General features: G+C 70.4%; 15 protein-coding genes. 7 read left to right on the plus strand and 8 right to left on the minus strand.

Annotated features, from left to right (window positions below; genetic code table 11):
- Positions 1-31: 31 nt before the first annotated feature.
- The 4 genes from BZL64_RS20905 to BZL64_RS20920 form a co-directional block, all read right to left on the minus strand.
- A complete protein-coding gene (locus BZL64_RS20905; protein ID WP_086770731.1) occupies positions 32-607 on the minus strand; it encodes a TerD family protein in 576 nt (191 codons plus the stop codon).
- Positions 608-731: 124 nt separating this feature from the next.
- On the minus strand, positions 732-1,307 hold the full coding sequence (locus BZL64_RS20910; RefSeq protein WP_086770732.1) for a calcium homeostasis/redox stress adaptation protein: 576 nt from the start codon (positions 1,305-1,307) through the stop codon (positions 732-734).
- A gap of 191 nt (positions 1,308-1,498) precedes the next feature.
- Positions 1,499-1,957: a peroxiredoxin gene (locus BZL64_RS20915; protein ID WP_073493220.1), complete on the minus strand. Its 459-nt coding sequence runs from the start codon at positions 1,955-1,957 to the stop codon at positions 1,499-1,501.
- A gap of 201 nt (positions 1,958-2,158) precedes the next feature.
- Positions 2,159-2,596 carry a DUF3052 domain-containing protein gene (locus tag BZL64_RS20920; protein ID WP_167396176.1) on the minus strand — a complete coding sequence of 146 codons (438 nt, stop codon included), beginning with the start codon at positions 2,594-2,596 and terminating at the stop codon, positions 2,159-2,161.
- Positions 2,597-2,981: 385 nt separating this feature from the next.
- Here BZL64_RS20920 and aceE point away from each other — a divergent pair, with 385 nt between their 5' ends.
- Positions 2,982-5,714, plus strand: a complete 2,733-nt coding sequence (gene aceE / locus BZL64_RS20925; protein WP_086770733.1) for a pyruvate dehydrogenase (acetyl-transferring), homodimeric type — start codon at positions 2,982-2,984, stop codon at positions 5,712-5,714.
- Positions 5,715-5,793: 79 nt separating this feature from the next.
- Positions 5,794-6,588 carry a potassium channel family protein gene (locus tag BZL64_RS20930; protein ID WP_086770734.1) on the plus strand — a complete coding sequence of 265 codons (795 nt, stop codon included), beginning with the start codon at positions 5,794-5,796 and terminating at the stop codon, positions 6,586-6,588.
- A gap of 54 nt (positions 6,589-6,642) precedes the next feature.
- Here the strand turns inward: BZL64_RS20930 and BZL64_RS20935 are convergent, their stop codons facing one another.
- Together BZL64_RS20935 and BZL64_RS20940 are read right to left on the minus strand one after the other, a co-directional pair.
- Complete coding sequence (locus BZL64_RS20935) at positions 6,643-6,942, minus strand: small hydrophobic protein (protein WP_086770735.1); 300 nt, start codon at positions 6,940-6,942, stop codon at positions 6,643-6,645.
- A gap of 294 nt (positions 6,943-7,236) precedes the next feature.
- The gene (locus tag BZL64_RS20940; RefSeq protein WP_086770736.1) at positions 7,237-8,847 is read right to left on the minus strand and encodes an MFS transporter; all 1,611 of its coding nucleotides are present in this window, start codon (positions 8,845-8,847) and stop codon (positions 7,237-7,239) included.
- Between the two features lie 113 nt (positions 8,848-8,960).
- Between BZL64_RS20940 and BZL64_RS20945 the strand changes: the two genes are divergently transcribed.
- From BZL64_RS20945 to BZL64_RS20955, 3 genes are all read left to right on the plus strand, one after another.
- Positions 8,961-9,611: a TetR family transcriptional regulator gene (locus BZL64_RS20945; protein WP_086770737.1), complete on the plus strand. Its 651-nt coding sequence runs from the start codon at positions 8,961-8,963 to the stop codon at positions 9,609-9,611.
- Positions 9,612-9,746: 135 nt separating this feature from the next.
- A complete protein-coding gene (locus tag BZL64_RS20950; protein WP_086770738.1) occupies positions 9,747-10,964 on the plus strand; it encodes an alpha/beta hydrolase in 1,218 nt (405 codons plus the stop codon).
- A gap of 56 nt (positions 10,965-11,020) precedes the next feature.
- A complete protein-coding gene (locus BZL64_RS20955; protein ID WP_086770739.1) occupies positions 11,021-11,875 on the plus strand; it encodes a DUF4429 domain-containing protein in 855 nt (284 codons plus the stop codon).
- Between the two features lie 10 nt (positions 11,876-11,885).
- Here the strand turns inward: BZL64_RS20955 and BZL64_RS20960 are convergent, their stop codons facing one another.
- Together BZL64_RS20960 and BZL64_RS20965 are read right to left on the minus strand one after the other, a co-directional pair.
- Positions 11,886-12,902 (minus strand): aldo/keto reductase, encoded by a 1,017-nt coding sequence (locus BZL64_RS20960; protein ID WP_086770740.1) that lies wholly within the window; start codon positions 12,900-12,902, stop codon positions 11,886-11,888.
- The gene (locus BZL64_RS20965) at positions 12,899-13,381 is read right to left on the minus strand and encodes a MerR family transcriptional regulator (protein WP_086770743.1); all 483 of its coding nucleotides are present in this window, start codon (positions 13,379-13,381) and stop codon (positions 12,899-12,901) included. The genes BZL64_RS20960 and BZL64_RS20965 overlap by 4 nt, the downstream gene beginning before the upstream one ends.
- Positions 13,382-13,457: 76 nt before the next feature.
- Between BZL64_RS20965 and BZL64_RS20970 the strand changes: the two genes are divergently transcribed.
- Together BZL64_RS20970 and BZL64_RS20975 are read left to right on the plus strand one after the other, a co-directional pair.
- Positions 13,458-14,279: a serine hydrolase domain-containing protein gene (locus BZL64_RS20970; protein ID WP_086770741.1), complete on the plus strand. Its 822-nt coding sequence runs from the start codon at positions 13,458-13,460 to the stop codon at positions 14,277-14,279.
- Between the two features lie 281 nt (positions 14,280-14,560).
- Positions 14,561-15,525 (plus strand): serine/threonine-protein kinase (locus BZL64_RS20975; protein WP_143663250.1); only part of this gene is annotated, 965 nt, incomplete at its 3' end.

The raw sequence follows: 15,525 nt of genomic DNA on the forward strand, positions 1-15,525 counted from the left end.
GGGGAGGGTTTCCCCCGCGCCGTACGCGGCTTTACGAAACGTTGACTCCGAAGTCAAGAGCGATGCCCCGCAAGCCCGACGCGTACCCCTGGCCCACCGCACGGAACTTCCACTCGCCCTGGTACCGGTAGAGCTCGCCGAAGATCATGGCCGTCTCGGTCGAAGCGTCCTCGCTGAGGTCGTACCGGGCGAGTTCCTGGCCGTCGGCCTGGTTCACGACGCGAATGAAAGCGTTGCTGACCTGGCCGAACGTCTGGCCGCGCTCGTCGGCCAGGTGGATGGACACGGGGAAGACGATCTTGTCGCACTGGGCGGGCACCGTGCCGAGGTCGACGATGAGCGACTCGTCGTCGCCGTCGCCCTCACCGGTGAGGTTGTCGCCGGTGTGCTCCACCGAGCCGTCGGGACTCTTGAGCTGGTTGTAGAAGACGAACCACTCGTCGCCCATGACCCGCCCGCCGGTGCACAGCAGCGCGCTGGCGTCCAGGTCGAAGGGGGCTCCGGTGGTGGAGCGCGCGTCCCAGCCGAGACCGACCATCACCTGAGTGAGGTTCGGCGCGACCTTGGACAGGGAGACGTTGCCTCCCTTGGCGAGCGTGACACCCATGTGCTGGTCCTCCCCTAGGCCGTGCTTCTTCGGTTGTCCTGCGCGTCCGGCGCCGCCCGTAAACGGTGCGGCGCCGGACGGAACCGTCACGTGATGAGCGACGGCGTCTCCTGGAGGGATCGGCTCAGACGTTGACGCCGAAGTCCTGCGCGATGCCTCGCAGGCCCGAGGCGTAGCCCTGGCCGATGGCGCGGAACTTCCACTCCGCGCCGTGCCGGTACAGCTCGCCGAAGACCATGGCGGTCTCCGTCGAGGCGTCCTCGCTGAGGTCGTACCGGGCGATCTCCGCCTCGCCGGCCTGGTTCACGACGCGGATGAACGCGTTGCGCACCTGGCCGAAGGACTGCTGGCGGTTCTCGGCGTCGTAGATCGAGACCGGGAAGACGATCTTCTCGACCTCCGGGGGTACGGCGGCGAGGTTGACCTTGATCTGCTCGTCGTCGCCCTCGCCCTCACCGGTGATGTTGTCGCCGGTGTGCTCGACGGAGCCGTCGGCGCTCTTGAGGTTGTTGAAGAAGACGAAGTTGGCGTCGCTGGCGACCTTGCCCGAGCTGTTCAGCAGCAGTGCGCTGGCGTCCAGGTCGAAGTCGGTACCGGTCGTGGTGCGGACGTCCCACCCCAGACCGACGATGACCGCGGTCAGGCCCGGGGCCTCCTTGGTCAGCGATACGTTGCCGCCCTTGCTGAGGCTGACTCCCACGAGTCCTCCATTGGTGTCCGGGGGCGGGGAGCCCCGTAGTGGTCGGATATCGGATCAACGCTTCGATCCTAGTGAGGGGTTCCCGCACCCCGCAGGCCCTGGAGCCGAAGAATCACGGGGTGTCGGCCGGGTCGTCCACGAGAGGGCACCGCGACCGCGGGACCCGCCGGGAACGCCGGTGGCGGCCGGGGTCAGAGCGCGTCGAGGGCCGAGACGTACGCACCGAGGTCGCGGGCGTCCGGCAGCGCGTTGACGACGGTCCAGCGCACGACGCCCTCCTTGTCGATGACGAAGGTGCCGCGCACCGCGCAGCCCTTGTCCTCGGCGAAGACCTCGTAGGCGCGGGAGACCTCGCCGTGCGGCCAGAAGTCGCTCAGCAGCGGGTAGTCCAGGCCCTCCTGCTCGGCGAAGACGCGCAGGGTGTGGATGGAGTCGTTGGAGACGGCGAGCACCTGGGTGTCGCGGTCGGAGAACTTCGGCAGGTTGTCGCGCACCTCGCACAGTTCGCCGGTGCACACACCGGTGAAGGCGAAGGGGTAGAACAGCAGGACGACGTTCTTGCTGCCGCGGAAGTCGGACAGCTTCACGGACCGGCCGTGGTTGTCCTTGAGCTCGAAGTCGGGGGCCTTGTCGCCGACCTGGATCGCCATCGTCGTGGAACCCTTTCCTGGGCTTCGCCGGAACCGGTTACGGCATTCGGGTGAGAACACACCCGGAACGCCGGTAACCACCCTACGCAGCGGCCACGACGCACCTGTGGACGGGCCGATGCGGGATCGGCCCGTCCACAGGTGATGAGAGGGTTTGTTGCGGTTCTCCGCTACCTCGACGAGGTCATTTCCTGGACGCGGTCACTTCTTGGACTTGGCGGCCTTGGGCGTCACCAGCCGGCTGCCACTCCAGTCCTTGCCCACGCTGACGCTCTTGCTGGCCGACAGACCCGCCGTCGTCGCGGCTTCAGAGATGTCACTCGGTTCCACGTACCCCGTCCGGCCGGTCTTCGGCGTCAGGAGGAGGATCGAGCCGCCTTCTTCGATGTACGTGGTGGCGTCCACCAGCGCATCCGTCAGGTCGCCGTCCTCGTCGCGGAACCAGAGCACCACGGCGTCTGCGACGTCGTCGTAGTCCTCATCCACCAGGTCGCTGCCGATGACTTCCTCGATGGACTCGCGGAGCTCCTGATCGACGTCGTCGTCGTAGCCGATCTCCTGGACCACCTGCTCGGGCTGGAACCCCAGCCTGACGGCAGGGCTCGTCCGCTCCTCCGCGTGGTCCGCGGTCGCGCTCACGGGTTGCCTCCTGATCATGTTTCGGGAATAACTCAGCCACGCGCGTGCGCGAAGCATTGGCCGTAGTCCACACGGGCGGGACGGATCGCGCAAGTACCCGGCGGTTCGGACCGCCGAAACGGTGACGATCCTGGCGGTGTCGGCGCAACTCCTGGCACGCGAGGCGAAGGGAAGGTGACGTGCACCACACCTATCTGCCCCGTTTGCGTATTTGAGAACCACCCAAGGGTACGAGACTCGAACGGGTGCCGGTTACCTCGGGGTAGAGATGACGTTTGCGGCCCCTAGGTACACGATGGGGGCGGTGCGGGTACTGGAGACAGCCCCCGACGGCCCACGACAGCCCGACACAGCCCCACAGCCCCTCTGACAGGTAAGGAACAGCGTGGCTTCCGGATCCGATCGCAACCCGATCATCATTGGCGGCCTTCCGAGTCAGGTTCCTGACTTCGATCCCGAGGAAACCCAGGAGTGGCTCGACTCCCTCGACGCCGCCGTCGACGAGCGCGGCCGGGAACGGGCCCGCTACCTCATGCTGCGCCTGATCGAGCGGGCCCGCGAGAAGCGCGTGGCCGTGCCCGAGATGCGCAGCACGGACTACGTCAACACCATCCCCACGCGGGCCGAGCCGTTCTTCCCGGGCAACGAGGAGATCGAGCGGCGGATCCTCAACGCGACGCGCTGGAACGCGGCCGTGATGGTCTCGCGCGCGCAGCGGCCGGGGATCGGCGTCGGCGGTCACATCGCCACCTTCGCCTCCTCGGCGTCGCTGTACGACGTGGGCTTCAACCACTTCTTCCGCGGCAAGGACGAGGGCGACGGCGGCGACCAGGTCTTCTTCCAGGGGCACGCCTCGCCCGGCATCTACGCGCGCGCCTACATGCTCGACCGGCTGAGCGAGCAGAACCTCGACGCGTTCCGCCAGGAGAAGTCGAAGGCGCCGTACGGGCTGTCCTCGTACCCGCACCCGCGGCTGATGCCGGACTTCTGGGAGTTCCCGACCGTGTCCATGGGTCTTGGGCCCATCGGCGCGATCTACCAGGCGCGGATGAACCGCTACATGCACGCGCGCGGGATCGCCGACACGTCGAAGTCGCACGTGTGGGCCTTCCTCGGCGACGGCGAGATGGACGAGCCGGAGTCGCTGGGCCAGCTGACCATCGCCGCGCGCGAGGGCCTGGACAACCTGACCTTCGTCGTCAACTGCAACCTCCAGCGCCTGGACGGCCCGGTGCGCGGCAACGGCAAGGTCATCCAGGAACTGGAGTCGGTCTTCCGGGGCGCCGGCTGGAACGTGATCAAGCTGATCTGGGACCGCACCTGGGACCCGCTGCTCGCGCAGGACCGCGACGGCACCCTCGTCAACAAGATGAACACCACTCCGGACGGCCAGTTCCAGACCTACGCCACCGAGTCCGGCGCGTACATCCGCGACCACTTCTTCGGTGACGACCAGCGGCTGCGCGCCATGGTCGAGGGCATGACCGACGACCAGATCCTGCACCTGGGCCGCGGCGGTCACGACCACCGGAAGATCTACGCGGCGTTCAAGGCGGCCGTGGAGCACACCGGCCAGCCGACGGTCATCCTGGCGAAGACGGTCAAGGGCTGGACCCTCGGCCCCAACTTCGAGGGCCGCAACGCCACGCACCAGATGAAGAAGCTGACGGTCGACGACCTCAAGCGCTTCCGCGACCGGCTGCACCTCCCGATCGCGGACAAGGAGCTGGAGAGCGGCGCGCCGCCGTACTACCACCCGGGGCGCGACTCCGAGGAGATCCAGTACATGCACGACCGGCGCAAAGGGCTCGGCGGGTACGTCCCGACCCGCGTCGTGCGCGCCCAGCCGCTGCCGCTGCCCGACGACAAGACGTACGCGAGTGTGAAGAAGGGCTCCGGTCAGCAGTCCATCGCCACGACCATGGCCTTTGTGCGGCTCCTCAAGGACCTCATGCGGGACAAGGAGATCGGCAAGCGGTTCGTGCTGATCGCGCCGGACGAGTACCGCACGTTCGGCATGGACTCGTTCTTCCCGAGCGCGAAGATCTACAACCCGCTCGGCCAGCAGTACGAGTCGGTCGACCGTGAGCTGCTCCTCGCGTACAAGGAGTCCCCGACGGGTCAGATGCTGCACGACGGCATCTCCGAGGCGGGCTGCACGGCCTCGCTGATCGCGGCCGGTTCGGCGTACGCGACGCACGGCGAGCCGCTCATCCCGGTGTACGTCTTCTATTCGATGTTCGGTTTCCAGCGCACCGGCGACCAGTTCTGGCAGATGGCCGACCAGCTGGCGCGCGGTTTCGTGCTGGGTGCGACCGCCGGCCGCACGACGCTGACCGGTGAGGGCCTCCAGCACGCCGACGGCCACTCGCAGCTGCTGGCCTCGACGAACCCGGGCTGTGTGGCCTACGACCCGGCGTTCGGCTTCGAGATCGCGCACATCGTCAAGGACGGCCTGCGCCGGATGTACGGCCCGGACAGCGAGGACGTCTTCTACTACCTCACCGTCTACAACGAGCCCATCCAGCACCCCGCCGAGCCCGAGAACGTGGACGTCGAGGGCATCCTCAAGGGCGTCCACCGCTTCAGCGAGGGCACCTCGGGATCGATCCCCGCACAGATCCTCGCCTCGGGCGTGGCCGTCCCCTGGGCCGTCGAGGCCCAGCGGATCCTCGCCGAGGAGTGGAACGTACGGGCCGACGTCTGGTCGGCGACCTCCTGGAACGAGCTGCGGCGTGAGGCCGTCGAGGTCGAGCGGCACAACCTGCTGCACCCGGAGGAGGAGCAGCGCGTGCCGTACGTGACGCGCAAGTTCAGCGGGGCCCAGGGCCCGTTCGTGGCCGTCTCCGACTGGATGCGGTCGGTGCCGGACCAGATCGCGCGCTGGGTGCCGGGGCCGTACCAGTCGCTGGGCGCGGACGGTTTCGGCTTCGCGGACACCCGTGGTGCCGCGCGCCGCTTCTTCCACATCGACGCCCAGTCGGTGGTCTTGGCGGTGCTGACCGAGCTGGCCAAGCAGGGCAAGGTCGACCGGTCGGCGCTGAAACAGGCCATCGACCGCTACCAGCTGCTGGACGTGGCCTCGGCCGACCCGGGGGCGGCGGGCGGCGACGCCTAGGGGGATCCGCGAGCGGGTGAGCGAGGGGCGGCGGAGCCCGATGGCTCCGCCACCCTTACCCGTTCCTTACGATGCGGGCATGGAGCAACGATCGGCGCAGGAACGCTGGGAGCGGTGGACGCGGCGTCCGCTGCTGGTGCTGGCGGTGGTGTTCGCCGTCGCCTACGCCGTGCCCATCGTGCGCACCTCGGCCGGACCGTCGCTGAAGTCGGCGTGCGCCTGGGTCGAGTGGGGGGTGTGGGCGGCCTTCGCCGTGGACTACGTGGTCCGGCTGGTGCTGGCCGAGCAGCGGCGGGTGTTCCTGCGTACGCACTGGCTGGATCTGTTCGCGGTGCTGCTGCCGCTGGTCCAGCCGCTCAGGCTGCTGCGGCTCGTGTCGACCCTGCTGCTGGTGGGGCAGCGGGCCCGGATGGCCTCGCAGGTCCGGCTGACGACGTATGTGGCGGGCTCGGTGGTGGGACTGCTGATCTTCGGCTCGCTCGCGGTGCTGTCGGTCGAGCGGGAGTCGCCCGAGGGGAACATCCGGTCGCTGGATGACGCGCTGTGGTGGTCCTTCACGACGATGACGACCGTGGGCTACGGCGATCACGCGCCGACCACGGGACTCGGGCGGCTGATCGCGGTGGGGCTGATGCTGGCCGGGATCGCGCTGCTGGGTGTCGTCACCGCGAACATCGCCGCGTGGTTCATCGAGCGGTTCGAGAAGGACGACGTGGAGGAGCGGGAGCAGACCGAGGCGATCCGCACCCTCACGGAGGAGGTCCGCGCCCTCAGGGCGGAGGTGGCGGCCCTGAGGACCGCGGGCCCGTCCGGAAGCTCCGCCACCCCCGGCCCCCCGGCCTATGCCCGTCCACCAGCGGACGCGGTGGGATAGCGGGCTGAGGCGAAGGGCGGCCGGGTGGGGAGGCCGGGGAGGAAAGTCCCTGCCTCAGAGCAACCCGTTCCCCGCCGTCCCCGAGAGCCAGACCAGCGCCAGCAGCGTGTCGATCGCTCCGAGGACGACGGCGACCAGGGCCGGCACCGGGCGGGGTCCCGCCCAGCTGCGGCCCATGGCCAACCAGCCGCAGACGATCGCCGCGGGGCCGAGAACGATCCCCAGCGCGAAGAATCCGGCGACCGCGCAGACCAGGCCGACAATGCCGAGCGTCGCGCTGTCCGGCCCGGTCCGCGACCACGTCCGGCCGCGTGAGCGGGGGTTCCTGCGCGTTCCGTGTCCGAAGCCCGCCATCGTCAACTCCCTTGCAGCTGGGGTTGTTTCGATGGTTCGGGTACCCGCCTCGCGCCGGTTATGCAGTGCCGGGCGAGGGTCTTTCGTCTGGCCTGATCCAAACGAGAGGCCCTAGGGCCGGCGGCGCGCTGTCCCCCTCCGGCAGCGCGCCGCAGCCCTGGCCGCCCTTCCATCCGGAGGGCTTGACCCACTGTGACCTGCGGCGCGTACCGGAGGCGAGAAACCTTTAGCGTTGTCACCCTGATAGGGGAATTCCGCTGAAGTTCCGTCAGGCGAAGTGGCGTGAGAGCCGGGTCAGATGTGGCCGACCCCCGCGCCCGCCTCCGCGTTCACCCCGCGCTTGGTGAGCAGCGCGACCAGCACGGCCACCACCGCGACCCCGGCCGCGACGAGCGACGCGAGGCTCATCCCGGAGATGAAGGTGTCGTGGGCGACGTCGGTGATCTTCGCGGCGACGTCCGCGGGCGTGCCCTGCGCCACCGGCGCCACCCCGACCTGAACGGCCTCGGAGGCCTGGTCGAGCTGGGCCGGGGTGAGTGCGGGCAGGCCCGCGCCCGTCCAGTTGCCGGGCAGGTCGCTGTCGACCTTGGAGGCCATCACGCCACCGAGGACGGCCGTACCGAGGCTGCCGCCGATCTGCATGGCGGCCTGCTGGAGACCGCCGGCGACTCCGGACAGCTCCATGGGGGCGTTGCCGACGATGACCTCGGTGGCGCCGACCATGACGGGGGCGAGGCCGAGGCCGAGGAGGGCGAACCAGACGGACATGGTGAGGCTGCCGGTGTCCGTCTCCAGGGTGGACATGCCGAACATGGCGACCGCCACGCACACCATGCCGCCGGCCAGCGGGATCCGCGGGCCGACCTTGGTGATCATCGCGCCCGCGAGCGGGGAGCCGACGATCATCATCCCGGTGAGCGGGAGGAGGTGCAGGCCGGCGTCGATCGGGCCCATACCGTGCACGTTCTGGAGGTAGAACGTCACGAAGAAGAGGCCGCCCATGAAGGCGATGGCCATCAGGACCATCAGCACCACACCCGCGGACAGCGGCACCGAGCGGAACAGGCCCAGCGGGACGAGCGGTTCCTTGACGAAGTTCTCCCAGAGGGCGAAGCCCGCGAACAGCAGCACCGAGCCGCCGATGAACGCCCAGGTCTTGCCGTCCCCCCAGCCCCATTCGGGCGCCTTGATGAGGGCCCACACGAGGCAGAACATCGCGCCGGAGAGCAGCACGATGCCGAGGACGTCGAAGGAGCGCGGGGCGTTCTCGGCGCGGTGGTCGAGCAGCATCACCACGCCCAGGGCGACGGCGAGGATGCCGACCGGCACGTTGATGAAGAACACCGACTGCCAGTTGACGCGCTCGACGAGGACGCCGCCGAGGATCGGGCCGCCGGCGGTGGAGGCGCCGATGACCATGCCCCAGATGCCGATGGCCATGTTGAGCTTCTCGGCGGGGAAGGTCGCCCGCAGCAGGCCGAGCGCGGCCGGCATGAGCAGCGCGCCGAAGACGCCCTGGAGGACGCGGAAGGTGACGACGAACGCGATGCTGTCGGACAGGCCGATCGCGCCGGAGGCGGCGGCGAAGCCGACGACGCCTATCAGGAAGGTCTGGCGGTGGCCGAAGCGGTCACCGAGCTTGCCCGCGGTGATCAGGGAGACGGCGAGGGCGAGGAAGTAGGCGTTGGTGATCCACTGCACCTCCGCGAAGGTGGCGCCCAGGTCCTTGGCGATGGCCGGGTTGGCGATGGCCACGATCGTGCCGTCGAGGGCCACCATCATGACCCCGACGGCGACGGTGATGAGCGTGAACCACGGGTGGCCGCGCAGCCCCTTGGCCGGTGGCTGGTCCGACGGCGACTTGTCCGCCGGTCCCGTCGTGTCGATGGTGGTCTGACTAGTCATGCGTCCGAGGCTAATGACAGCCACTGACAGTTGACAAACCGATTCACTAGTCGGTAACTGACACGTCACTTGCCGTGCCCCGGCGGGGCGGACGGCAGAAGGAGAGGGCCGCCATGGAGACCACCACGCCGCCACGGCCGGGACTGCGGGAGATGAAGAAACGCCGCACCCACGACGAACTGCTGCGGGCGGCCGTCCACCTGTTCACCTCGCAGGGGTACGAGCGGACGACCGTCGACGAGATCGCGGAGGCCGTGGACGTCTCGCAGCGCACCTTCTTCCGCTACTTCGCCGGCAAGGAGGAGGCCGCGCTCGCCCTGGAGGGCATCACGGTGGGGCGGTTCGTGGAGGGGGTGCGCGCCCGCCCGGCGCACGAGGCGCCGATGGAGGCACTGCGGCAGGCGGTCCTGGAGGGCTGGAGCTCGCTCAGCGAGGCCATCGAGTCGATCGCGTCCGTCGAGCAGTATCTGCGCATGTACCGGGTGATCGAGTCGACCCCCGTCCTGCTCGCCGCCCATCTGCGGCGCTCGGCGGAGACCGAGGAGGCGATCGCGCGGGTGCTCGCGGAGAGGGAGGGCCTCGACATGGACGCCGACCCCCGGCCGCGGCTGGCGGTGGCCGTCTTCGGCGCGGTGATGCGGGTGACGGAACGGCAGTGGATCACCGGCGAGGACTACAGCCTGGAGGGGATGCGCGAGCTGACGTCCCGCTACCTCGACCAGGTGGGACCGGCCCTGCTGGGCGGCTGGCGCACCGGAACGTGACGTACGACGTGATCGCGTCCGCCCCTGGACGGCGTAGGCCCAAGGAGTGCTATGACCATCGACACGCCGCATGAAACGTGATCCCCGTCACTCCTGTCACCCGAGACCTTCTCGTTCTCCTAGTGTGTCCTCCCAGTGACTTCCTTCGACACCTCCCCGCAACTGACGGTATGGCGCGCACTGCTCGCACTGGCCGTCGTGTTCGTCATGCTGGCGACCACCGGATGGACCGCCGTTCACCGGCACGAGGGGACCACCGCCCTCAAGTCCTCGCTCAGCGCATGGGAACGCGGCCGGGTCGCCGGACGGCAGCTGCCCGACCCGCAGGCGGCCCCCGCGCGGCTCGCACAGTTCTTCGCCTCGCTCACCGCGGTCCAGCGAGGCAGACTCGCCGAGCGCTATCCCCTCGCCGTCGGCAACATGAACGGCGCCCCCGCGTCACTGCGCTACCGCGCCAACCGGATCGCGCTCCAGGAACAGATCGGGGTGGAGCGGGCCCGGACGCGGGACAAGCGGCTCTCGCCCTCCGGGCAGTACGAGGCCGGGCGGCGCATGCACCGCCTCGAGACGATGACCGACGTCGACCGCCAGATCCTCGCCTTCGATCCCGAGGGCACCGGCCGGGTCGCCGAGGTGTTCGGCGACCTCGACCGCGCCGAGCGGATCTCCGTCGTCGTCCCCGGCGTGGACACGGCCCTGCTCACCTTCCAGCGCACCAACCGCAAGTACTCGGCGCCCGTCGGCATGGCCGAGGCCCTGTACGCGGCCGAGCGCGCGGCGGGCCCCTCGACGCGTACGGCCGTGATCGCCTGGGCCGACTACACCTCACCGGCCGGGCTCGGCATCGACTCGGCCACCGCGATGCGCGCCGAGCGGGGCGCCGTACGGCTGAACGCGCTGGTGCGCGGCCTGCCCGGCGGCTCCCCCGTCTCGCTGTTCTGCCACAGTTACGGCTCCGTGGTGTGCGGGGTGGCCGCACACTCCCTGCCGGACCGGGTGTCCGACATCGCGGTCGCCGGCAGCCCCGGAATGCGGGTGGAGAACGCCGCGCAGCTGGACACCGGCGCCCGCGTGTGGGCGATGCGGGACTCCGACGACTGGGTGCAGGACGTGCCGTATCTGGAGCTGGGCGGTCTCGGGCACGGCGAGGACCCGGTGGCATCCGGGTTCGGCGCGCGGGTGCTGTCGGCACGCGAGGCCAAGGGCCACGGAGGCTACTTCGAGCCCGGCACCGACAGCCTGCGCAACTTCGCGGACATCGGCACCGGCGAGTACGGCTCGGTGCGATGCGCCGACGACAATGACGCGTGCCGGGCGGACCTGCCCGGCACGTCCACGGCCGGACGCGCGTAGAGACGCAGGAATTGCGGTGCGCGCAGGGAGGGACGAGGGAGCGAGTGCCGCATACGATGAGCCGCATGGGTGACGTACTGGCCGGATTTCATGCCGCCTGGGAGTTCGAGTCCGACTCCGTCCTCATCCGCTACGAACGGGGCATCCGCACACCCAAGCTGTTCTCCGCGCTGGGCGAGCGACGGATCCCGCTGGCGGCGATCGAGGCGGTCACGCTCGAACCGGGCAGGCGCGGGACGGTGGTGCTGCGCATCGTGCCGCGGCCCGGCGCCGATCCGCTGACCGAGGCGGCGGCGGGGCAGCTCAAGGACCACAGCGATCCCTACCGGCTGGTGCTGCCAGCTGAACGGGACGCGCTCGCCGAGTACTACACCGACGAACTGCGGGCCGCACTGACGGAGTCCGGGCCCGCCGAGCGGTTCCTGGTGGCCGCGCCGGAGGCGCCGCTGTCGTTCAAGGCGTACGACGCGAAGGCGTCCTTCGACGGGCGGACCGTACGGTTCCGGTGGTTCTGGACGGGGGCCTCGTCCGCGAAGTGGAAGGCCGGCGACCAGAGCTTCGCCGTGTCGGAGCTGAGCGGGGTGGAGTGGCGCTCGCCCGAGGTCTTCGAGGGGCATCTGCGGCTGCTGCGCGGGGAGGACCTGCCCACGCAGGCCGACCAGGACCCGGCGACCGTGGTGTTCGGGCTGGGGTACGGGGCCGTGCACGAGTCGCTGCCGTTCGCGGCGGCCGTGCTGGCCGCGGTCCGCCGCGGGCGCGGGCCCATGGCCGCGGTGGCGGCCACGGGCCCGCGCCGCGATCCTGCGGACGTGGCCGAGCGGATCCGCCATCTCGGCGACCTCCACTCGGCCGGGCTGGTCACCGACGAGGAGTTCTCCGCGAAGAAGGCGGAACTGCTCGCGGAACTCTAGCCCTAGGGGCCTAGTCCCGGCCGGCCGAGGTGAGGGTCATGTCCGCGTACCGGTCGCCCGCGACCTTGCCCGCGATCGGCTCCAGGAGCGCCAGCTCCTGCGCGCTCAGCTCGACGGCGGTCGCCCGTACGTTCTCCTCCACCCGGCCCGCCTTGCGGGTCCCCGGGATCGCGATCACCGGCAGACCGTGCACGACGGCCTGCTGCTGGACCCAGGCCAGCGCAATCTGGGCCGGGGTCGCGTCGTGCGCCCGCGCGACCGCGCGGACCGGCTCCAGGAGGGCGGCGTTGGCCGCCGCGTTCTCGCCGGTGAAGCGGGGCTGCGAGCGGCGGAAGTCGTCGGCGGTGAGGTCCTTGTCGGCGTCGGCGAAGGCGCCGGTGAGGAAGCCCCGGCCGAGCGGGGAGTACGGCACCAGGGCGACGCCCAGCTCACGGGCGGCCGGCACCACCCGGTCCTCGATGTCCCGGCTGAACAGCGACCACTCCGACTGCACGGCGGCGATCGGGTGCACGCCCTGCGCGGCCCGCAGTTCACCGGCGGTGACCTCGCTCAGGCCGAGGTGCTTGACCTTGCCTTCGCGCACCAGCTCGGCCATCACGCCGACGGTCTCCTCGATCGGCACGGCCTGATCGCGCCGGTGCATGTAGTAGAGGTCGATGACGTCGACGTCCAGGCGCTTGAGGCTGGCCTCGACGGCCTGGCGGATGTACGGCGCGTCGTTGCGGACGACCCGGCGGGTGGGGTCGCCCGCGGGGATCGACAGGGCGAACTTGGTGGCGATGACGACCTCGTCGCGGTGCGCCTTGAAGAACGGGGCGAGGAACTCCTCGTTGGCTCCGGCGCCGTACGCGTCCGCCGTGTCGTACAGGGTGACGCCCAGCTCCAGGGCGCGGTCCAGGGCGGCCCGTGACTCCTTCGCGTCCGAGGGGCCGTAGGCGAAGCTCATGCCCATGCAGCCGAGGCCCTGGACGCCCACCTCCGGACCCGTGTCGCCGAGTCGTGCCGTGGGGATCGTGCTGTCGGTCATCGGGTCCTCTCCGATTCGTACGCCCCTGTGGCGTCCGAGTAGAACGTGATCTTGCGGTCGAGTACGGCGAGGGTGTCCCGGAGTTCGGCGATCCGCGCCCGGACGTCCCGCCGGGTCTGTTCGAGCAGCTCGCGCCGCTCGCCGAACGTGCTCTCGCCCTCGCGCACCAGCTCCGCGTACCGGACCATGTCGGCGACCGGCATGCCGGTCAGCCGCAGCTTTCCGACGAGGTCGAGCCAGTCCAGGTCGCGGTTGCTGTAGCGGCGCTGGCCGGTGTGCGAGCGGTCGACGTGGGCCATCAGCCCGATCCGCTCGTACCAGCGCAGGGTGTGCGCCGTCAGGCCGGTGAAGGCGACCACCTCGCTGATCGTGTAGCTGTCCCGCCCGTCAGGGCGGGGATGCCCCGGCGGCGGGGCGGAACAGGCGTCCGCGGGGTGGTCTTCCTCGATGGTCACGGGTGTGGTCTGCAACACCGTCATGCCCTCCACGCTATGACCTTCGAGCGCACTCCAAGCAAGCGATTACGGTAAGAAATCCGAAGGTAGGCTCAGGGCCATGTCGCTCACGAGCCTCGCGCTGATCGAGAACTGGCCGGTCCCCTCCGCCGCGGCGGGCGTCGTACGGGCCGACGGCACGGTCCTGGGCACGCACGGCCCGGCCGGCCGGCGTTTCCCGCTGGCCTCGGTGACCAAGCCGCTGACCGCGTACGCGGCCCTCGTCGCGTACGAGGAGGGGGCGGTGGAGCTGGACGAGCCGGCCGGGCCGCAGGGGTCGACCGTGCGGCATCTTCTCGCGCACACCAGCGGGCTCGCCTTCGACGAGCACCGTGTGACGGCGCCGCCCGGTGAGCGCCGGCTGTACTCCAACGCCGGTTTCGAGCAGCTCGGGGACCACATCGCGAAGGCGACGGACATCCCGTTCGCCGAGTATCTGCGCCAGGCCGTGCTGGAGCCGCTGGGGATGACGGCGACCTCGCTGGAGGGCTCCCCCGCCAAGGACGGCGTGTCGACGGTGGAGGATCTGCTGCGGTTCGCGGCAGAGGTGCAGGCACCGCGGCTGCTGGATCCTCGGACGGTGGCGGCGGCGATGACCGTCCAGTACCCCGGCACCAAGGGCGTATTGCCGGGCTACGGCCACCAGAACCCCAACGACTGGGGCCTCGGCTTCGAGATCCGCGACTCCAAGTCCCCCCACTGGACCGGCGGTTCGTCCTCCCCCCGCACCTTCGGCCACTTCGGCCAGTCCGGTACGTTCCTGTGGATCGACCCCGAAGCGGGGGCCGCGGCAGTGGCGTTGGCGGACCGCGCGTTCGGACCGTGGGCGGCCGAGGCGTGGCCGCTGTTCACGGACGCGGTGCTGGCGGAGGTGCGGGGCTGAGGTCGGGTACCTCGACGCCGACGCGGCGGAGCTGTTCGGTGCCGTGCCGGCGCTGCTTTGCGTCACCGGATGCCAGCCGGGTGCCCAGCAAGCTGCTGTTGGTCTGCCAATCAGCGTCCGCCGAGCGGTTGGCGCTGGAGAATGCCGCCCAGGTGGCGCCGACGCGGGATGCGGGGTGGAGGGGGCAGGTCTACCACGGGGCGCCGGTCCCGTTCGCTGATCTCCTCCGCTAACCTCCCTCTGCACACAGCACCCAATGCGCGGGATCTCGGGGGAGAACAATGACAGGCGTTCAACAGGGCGGCCACTTCCGTCCCTTGGAGAGCGGTGACCCGACCTCGGTCGCGAGCTACCGGCTGGCCGCACGGCTCGGCGCGGGCGGTATGGGCACGGTGTACCTCTCGTACACGCCCGGCGGGCATCCGATCGCCCTCAAGACGATCCGTCCGGAACTGAGCGAGGACCCGGAGTTCCGCCGCCGGTTCCGTCAGGAGGTGCAGGCCGCCCAGCGCGTGCAGGGCTTCTACACCGCGCCGGTCATCGACTACGACACCGAGGACTCCCAGCCCTGGCTGGCCACCGCCTACGTGGCCGGGCCCTCGCTGGCCGCGGCCGTCGGCGAGCACGGGCCGCTGCCGGTGCCGTCGGTCCTGCTGCTGCTCGCGGGCATGGCCGAGGCGCTGTCGGTCATCCACGCTGCGGGCATCGTCCACCGCGACCTCAAGCCGTCCAACGTGCTGCTCGCCTCCGACGGTCCGCGGGTCATCGACTTCGGGATCGCCCGCGCCGCCGACGCCACCGCGCTGACCGGCACCGGCGTCTCCATCGGCACGCCCGCGTTCATGTCGCCCGAGCAGGCCGCCGGGAAGAAGGTCACGCCCGCCTCGGACGTGTTCGCGCTCGGTCAGGTGGCCGCGTTCGCGGCCCGCGGCACCGGCGCGTACGGGGACGGACCCTCGCACGCGGTGCTGTACCGGATCGTGCACGAGGAGCCCGATCTGAGCGGGCTGGCGGAGGAACTCGGCTTCATCGCCCGCTGCCTGGCCAAGGACCCGGCCGAGCGGCCCTCCCCCGCCGAGATCATCAGCCTGTGCCAGGAGGCGTCGCCGACGCCGCTGCGCCAGTCCGGGTCGTGGCTCCCGGAGGCCATCGCCGCGCAGATCACGCAGCGGGTGTCGGCCTCGGCCGCGCTGGCGGCGCCCCCCGCACCGACGGCGCCGGTCACCCAGCCCGACCTGAGCCCGCC

The organism is Streptomyces bobili, assembly GCF_002154575.1.
GTDB lineage: Bacteria > Actinomycetota > Actinomycetes > Streptomycetales > Streptomycetaceae > Streptomyces > Streptomyces bobili.